This window comes from Mycobacterium sp. TKK-01-0059 (assembly GCF_000709305.1).
GTDB classification, from domain to species: domain Bacteria; phylum Actinomycetota; class Actinomycetes; order Mycobacteriales; family Mycobacteriaceae; genus Mycobacterium; species Mycobacterium intracellulare.
On the sequence record NZ_KL446993.1, the window covers coordinates 770,275 to 776,502 of the forward strand.

6 protein-coding genes are annotated in these 6,228 nt (G+C 71.8%); 2 read left to right on the forward strand and 4 right to left on the reverse strand.

Going from position 1 to position 6,228, the window contains the following annotated elements:
• Positions 1-26: 26 nt before the first annotated feature.
• Entirely contained in the window at positions 27-1,442 is a 1,416-nt protein-coding gene (locus K883_RS03890) for an NAD(P)H-quinone dehydrogenase (protein ID WP_008259962.1), read from the reverse strand.
• An 82-nt stretch (positions 1,443-1,524) separates the two neighbouring features.
• On the opposite strand from K883_RS03890, the gene K883_RS03895 reads away from it, so the two are divergent.
• Together K883_RS03895 and K883_RS03900 are read left to right on the forward strand one after the other, a co-directional pair.
• Complete coding sequence (locus K883_RS03895; RefSeq protein ID WP_008259963.1) at positions 1,525-2,004, forward strand: gamma-glutamylcyclotransferase; 480 nt, start codon at positions 1,525-1,527, stop codon at positions 2,002-2,004.
• Positions 2,005-2,168: 164 nt separating this feature from the next.
• A complete protein-coding gene (locus K883_RS03900; protein ID WP_008259964.1) occupies positions 2,169-3,002 on the forward strand; it encodes an alpha/beta hydrolase in 834 nt (277 codons plus the stop codon).
• Here the strand turns inward: K883_RS03900 and K883_RS03905 are convergent.
• Genes K883_RS03905 through K883_RS03915 form a run of 3 tightly spaced genes read right to left on the reverse strand, consistent with a single transcriptional unit; the run spans position 2,999 to position 6,038 of the window.
• Positions 2,999-4,177, reverse strand: a complete 1,179-nt coding sequence (locus K883_RS03905) for an amidohydrolase (protein WP_008259966.1) — start codon at positions 4,175-4,177, stop codon at positions 2,999-3,001. The genes K883_RS03900 and K883_RS03905 overlap by 4 nt on opposite strands.
• Positions 4,174-5,376, reverse strand: a complete 1,203-nt coding sequence (locus K883_RS03910; protein ID WP_008259968.1) for a M20 family metallopeptidase — start codon at positions 5,374-5,376, stop codon at positions 4,174-4,176. The genes K883_RS03905 and K883_RS03910 overlap by 4 nt, the downstream gene beginning before the upstream one ends.
• 47 nt (positions 5,377-5,423) lie before the next feature.
• Positions 5,424-6,038 carry a cutinase family protein gene (locus K883_RS03915; RefSeq protein ID WP_026071215.1) on the reverse strand — a complete coding sequence of 205 codons (615 nt, stop codon included), beginning with the start codon at positions 6,036-6,038 and terminating at the stop codon, positions 5,424-5,426.
• Between the last annotated feature and the right edge of the window lie 190 nt (positions 6,039-6,228).

Below are 6,228 nucleotides of genomic sequence, written 5' to 3' on the forward strand. Positions count from 1 at the left end.
GGGGCGTGCTGCACCAAGGCTAACCGCTAGTCCAGATCGTCGTGCGCCATCAGCCGCCGCGCCGCCTCCGTGATCGAGCCGGACAGCGACGGGTACACGGCCAGCGTCTGAGCCAGCTCGTTGACCGTGATGCGGTTCTGCACGGCCACGGCGATCGGCAGGATCAGCTCGGACGCGATCGGCGCCACCACCACGCCGCCGATCACCACACCGGTGGACTTGCGACAGAACACCTTCACAAAGCCCTGCCGCAGCCCGGACATCTTCGCGCGCGCGTTGGTGCGCAGCGGCAGCATGATCGTGCGCGCGGACACCGAACCGTCGTCGATCATCGTCTGCGGCACCCCGACCGCGGCGATCTCGGGCCGGGTGAACACCGTCGCCGCCACCGTGCGCAGCCGGATCGGGCTGACGCCCTCGCCCAGCGCGTGATACATCGCGATGCGGCCCTGCATGGCCGCGACCGAGGCCAGCGGCAGCAGGCCGGTACAGTCGCCGGCGGCGTAGATGCCGGACACCGAGGTCCGCGACACCCGGTCCACGGTCAGGTAGCCGCCGCGGCCCAGCTCGATGCCGACCCGTTCGAGGCCCAGGCCGTCGGTGTTGGGCACCGAACCGATGGTCATCAGCGCGTGGCTGCCCTCCACGGTGCGCCCGTCGGCCAGGGTGACCAGCACGCCGTCCCCGGTGCGGGTGACCGACGCGGCGCGGGCGTTCTTCACCAGCTTCACGCCGCGCTCGGAGAACGCGGCCTCCAGCACCCGGGCGGCGTCGGCGTCCTCATACGGCAGCACCCGGTCGCGGCTGGCGACGACCGTCACCGGCACACCCAATTCGGTGTAGGCGTGCACGAACTCCGCCCCGGTGACCCCCGACCCGACCACGATCAGGTGCTCGGGCAGCGCCTCCAGGTCGTAGAGCTGGCGCCAGGTCAGGATGCGCTCGCCGTCGGGCTGGGCCGACGGCAGCACCCGCGGGCTGGCGCCGGTGGCGATCAGCACCACGTCGGCCTCGTACTCGCTGGTGGTGCCGTCCCGGGCGGTTGCCCTGATGTTGTGGCGGGCCAGCCCGGGCGTGGGGTCGATCAGCTCGCCGCGGCCGGCCACCACGCGCACGCCCACGCCGAGCAGCTGATCGGCGATGTCGGCCGACTGATCGGTGGCGAGTTGCTTGACGCGGGAGTGGATCTGCCGCAGCGAGAGCTTGGCGTCGTCGATGTCGATCTCGAAACCCAGCCGCGGCGCGCGGCGCAACTCGGTGCGCAGCCACGTCGACGCGATGAACGTCTTGGACGGCACGCAGTCGTCCAGGACGGCGGCCCCGCCGATTCCCTCGGACTCGATGACGGTGACGTGAGTCGTGTCGGGGTGGGAAGTGGCGGCCACCAGCGCGGCTTCGTAACCGGCCGGGCCGCCACCGAGGATCACGATGCGCGTCGCCACAGCCCTAACCTAACGAAGCCGGGCGCACGCCGCCCAACGCTCGGGGGAAGACCGGGCCAGCTCGGACGTCTAAGCTTTCCCCGTGCCGCTCTACGCCGCGTACGGGTCGAACATGGACCCCGAACAGATGCTGAAGCGCGCACCCCATTCGCCGATGGCCGGAACGGGCTGGCTGCACGGGTGGCGGTTGACGTTCGGCGGCGAGGACATCGGCTGGGAGGGCGCGCTGGCCACGGTGGTCGAGGATCCGGACTCCAAGGTGTTCGTCGTCCTCTACGACATGACACCGGCCGACGAGGTCAACCTGGACCGCTGGGAGGGCTCGGAGTTCGGCGTCCACCAGAAGATCCGCTGCCGGGTCGAGCGCATCTCGTCGGACACCACCACCGACCCGGTCCTGGCGTGGCTGTACGTGCTGGACGCGTGGGAGGGCGGACTTCCGTCGGCCCGGTACCTCGGGGTCATGGCGGACGCCGCCGAAATCGCCGGTGCGCCAAGCGATTACGTGCACAGCCTGCGCACTCGACCGGCCCGCAACATCGGCCCGGGCACCAGCGCCTGAAAAATCACTCGCCTCTGGGCGATCGGGAGTGTAGACAGACAGACCGAAAACGCACGCGTACTTCCACGGAAGGAATTCGACTGTCAATCCTGTCCGCACCGCCGCTCGCCGACGCACTGGCGCGGGCGTTCGCCGCCGCGGTCAACCCGGCCCCCAAGGCCGCCGTGCGCTTCCCCGAGGTTTCGGGCCGCACCAGCGAAATCACCGTCCCCACCCGGCACGGCCCCACCCGCGCGACCGTCTATCACCCGCCGGCCGGCACCACCGACCCGCCCGTCTATGTCAACGTGCACGGCGGCGGGTTCGTGGTCGGGCACCCCGAACAGGACGACCCGTGGTGCCGCTACCTGGCCGCCAACGCGGGCGTGGTGGTGATCAACCCCGACTACGCGCTGGCGCCGCGTCACCGCTTTCCCGCCGCGGTGCACCAGATCTACGACGTGGTGCGCTGGGCCGCCGGCCCGCAGCACGACTGGGACGGCGCGCGGCTGTGCGTCGGCGGCCAGAGCGCGGGCGGCAACCTGTCCGCCGCGGCGGCCCGGCTCGCGCGGGAGGACGGCGGCCCGCCCATCGCACTGCAGGTGCTGCACTACGCCCCGCTTGACCTGGTCACGCCCACCCGCGACAAGCCGTCCACGCTCGGCCGCCGGGCGATCATGAAGCCGTGGATGGGCGAGGTCTTCGACACCGCCTACATACCCGAGCGGGCGCAGCGGCGCGACCGCCTGGCCTCGCCCGCCTGGGGGAACAACGCCGACGACATCGCCGGCATCGCGCCGGCGCTGGTCGTGACGGCCGAGCACGACCGCCTTTGTGGCGAAGCCCGCCGGTACGCGGAGAAGCTGGACGCGGCAGGCGCGTTGGCGGAGTACTACGAGGTGGCCGGCGTCGACCACGGATACAACATCATGAGCCAGGCCGGCGACGTCACGCGCCGCGCGTACGCCCACATCGCCGGCCACGTCGTGCGCGCCACCAACCGCGGCGGCACCCGCTAAGAGCGCCCGAACGCCGCCGACTGCTCGACGATGTTGGCCAGCACCCGCACCCCGATCGCCAGGGCCCGCTCGTCGAGATTGAACGTCGGCTGGTGCAGGTCCAGCTGCGGCCCCACCCCCGGCCACACCCCCAGCCGCGCCATCGCGCCCGGGATTTCCTCCAGGTACCAGGAGAAGTCCTCGCCGCCCCCGGACTGGCGGGTGTCGGCCAGCGCGTCGGGGCCGACGGCCTCGATCGCGTGGGTGAGGATGCGCGTCGACACGTCCTCGTTGACCACCGGCGGCACGCCGCGGCGGTATTGCAGCGTGTGCTCGATGGCCAGCGGCGCCAGCAGCCCGGACACGGTCTCGCGGATGATCTCCTCGAGCCCTACCCAGGTCTGCCGGCTGGCGGTGCGCACGGTGCCGGCCAGCACGCCGGTCTGCGGGATGGCGTTGGCGGCCACGCCGGCGTTGACCGCGCCCCACACCAGCACGGTGCCGTTGCGCGGGTCGATGCGCCGCGACAACACCCCGGGCAGGCCGGTGATCAGCGTGCCCAGCCCGTACACGAGGTCGGCGGTCAGGTGGGGGCGAGAGGTGTGGCCGCCGGGTGAGTACAGCGTGATCTCGATCTGGTCGGCGGCCGAGGTGATGGGGCCGTGCCGGACCGCGATCTTGCCGACCTCCAGCCGGGGATCGCAGTGCAGCGCGAAGATCCGGGACACCCCGCTGATGGCGCCGGCCGCGATGGCGTCGATCGCCCCGCCGGGCATGAGTTCCTCGGCGGCCTGGAAGAGCAACCGCACCCCGATCGGCAGCTCGGGGACCGACGCCAGCACCAGGGCCGTGCCCAGCAGGATGGCGGTGTGCGCGTCGTGGCCGCAGGCGTGCGCGACGTTGGGCATGGTCGACGTGTAGGGGGCGCCGGTACGTTCGGCCATCGGCAAGGCATCCATGTCGGCCCGCAGCGCGATCCGGGGCTCGTGCTCGGGGCCGATGTCGCAGACCAGTCCCGTGCCGCCGGGCAACACCTTCGGGTTGAGCCCCGCTTCGGCCAGCCGCTCGGCGACGAACTGGGTGGTGGCGTACTCCTGGCGGCCCAGCTCGGGGTAGCGGTGGATGTGCCGGCGCCATTCGACCAGGTCTGCGTGATGAGAGGCCAGCCAGGATTCGGCGGCGTCGGCGAGTCTCATGCGCGCTCCCCGCCGCATCTGCGTTCGTGCGCCGCCATCACCCGGTCGCGTTCGGCGGGCGTCTGGGCCAGCTGGACCACCGTGCGTGCCAGCATGATCGCGCCCTCGATCACGGCGCGGTCGGCGCTGGGGTTGGTGGCGGCCTCGGCGAAGCCGCGCTGGTGCACCATGGCCCCGCCGGAGTCGAGCCCGATCACCGGGTGGATCCCCGGCAGCGCCTTGGTCACGTTGCCCATGTCGGTGCTGCCCATGGGCAGCGCCGCCTCGTACTCGCGGGCCACCGGCTCGCGGCCGAGCCGGCGCATCTCCTCGCGAAAGACGTCGGCCAGCCATTGGTCGGGGGTGAGTTCGTCGTAGGCGGGTGCCGGGTTGTCGATGTCGTATTCGCAGCCGGTGGCCAGCGCGCCCGCGGCGAAGCAGGCGTACATCCTGCCCTCGAGTTCCCGGAGCGAGTCGGCTTCGACCGCGCGCATCGCGTACTGAAGCGTCGCGCGCCCGGGGATGACGTTGACCGCCTGCCCGCCGTCGGTGACGATCCCGTGCACCAGCTGCCCGGGCGCCAGTTGCTGGCGCAGCAGCCCGACGGCCACCTGCGCGACGGTCACGGCGTCGGCGGCGTTGATCCCGAGGTGCGGCGCGACGGCGGCGTGGGATTCCGTGCCGCGGTACGTGATGGTCGCCTCGGACAGGGCCAGCGAGCGGGCCGCGGCGATATCCGTCGGCCCGGGATGGAGCATGACGGCGGCGGCGATGTCATCGAACACCCCCGCCCGCAACAACAGCGCCTTGCCGCCGCCGGCCTCCTCGGCGGGAGTCCCCAGCAGCGCCACCCGCAGGCCCAGCTCGTCGGCGACCTCGGCAAGCGCCAGCGCGGTGCCCACCGCCGAGGCGGCGATGATGTTGTGGCCGCAGGCGTGCCCGATCTCGGGCAGCGCGTCGTATTCGGCGCACACCCCGACGGTCAGCGGCCCGCTGCCGTAGTCGGCCCGGAAGGCGGTGTCCAGACCACCGGGGGCGGCGGTGATCTCGAAGCCACGCTCGGCGACGAGTGCCTGCGCCTTGGCGCAGCTGCGGTGCTCGGCGAACGCCAGCTCGGGCTCGGCGTGAATGGCGTGCGACAACTCGACGAGGTCGCCGCCGCGCCGCCGCACGACAGCTTCGACGCTGTCCAGCAGGCTGTCTAACGGGGCGGTGGGCACTCTCGCAGTATGTCACTCACCGGCCTACGGCCCTGAGGCCCTGAGGGCTACACCAGCCCGGCGATGAAACTCGCCGCCTGGCCCGGGTAGGGCGGGGCGGAGTAGTCGTGGTGCGCATCCCTGTCGCGACCGCCGACGACGCAGACGGGATCACCTTCGCTGCACAGGTCGATGGTGCGGCCGGCGAACGCGCCCGTCGACGACAGGGGTGTGTCGAAGCGGTTGCCGGGATTGCCGAACACCGCGACGGCCCTGATCTTGTTGGCCAGGGCGGGATCCAGCGGGGGCGCCGATCCGAAGTTCCCGATGCGCTGGCCGACGGGCGGCACCCCGGCGAGCATCGAGATCGCGGCGGCGCCCTGCGAGAAGCCGCCGAGCACCAGCCGCGTGGACGGGCACTGGTCGACCATCTCCGCGATGTGGTCGCGTGCGTCGTTGGCGGCGTCGGCGGTCGTCAGGAAGTTGTAGCTGGCCGGATAGTTCACCGCATAGGAATCGACGGTGCGCGACCCCAGCGCGGGCTGCAGGGCGGCGAACAGCGCGTCGCCCACCACACCCAGGCCCGGCGGCTCGGCGGTGCCGCGGGCGAAGATCAGTTGGACGTTCGGACAGTCCGCCTTGGCCGACGGCGCCGGGCCGAATGTGACCGAAACCACTGACAGCACAACACCAACGGCGATTGCAATGACCGGGCCAACCACCGGCCACCTACGAAGACTCATACGCCAGATCTTGACACATACCGGCGACACCGTCGCCGGGCCAGGTTCGATCGCCCGGCTCCTCACTCGCGCCTCAACGGCGCTCGCCGTCCCCGGGCCAGGTTCGATCGCCCGGCTCCTCACTCGCGCC

Bases quoted from the DNA above. Each gene is read 5' to 3' on its own strand.
- K883_RS03905 (WP_008259966.1), bottom strand. From the start codon at position 4,177: ATGAGACTCGCCGACGCCGCCGAATCCTGGCTGGCCTCTCATCACGCA.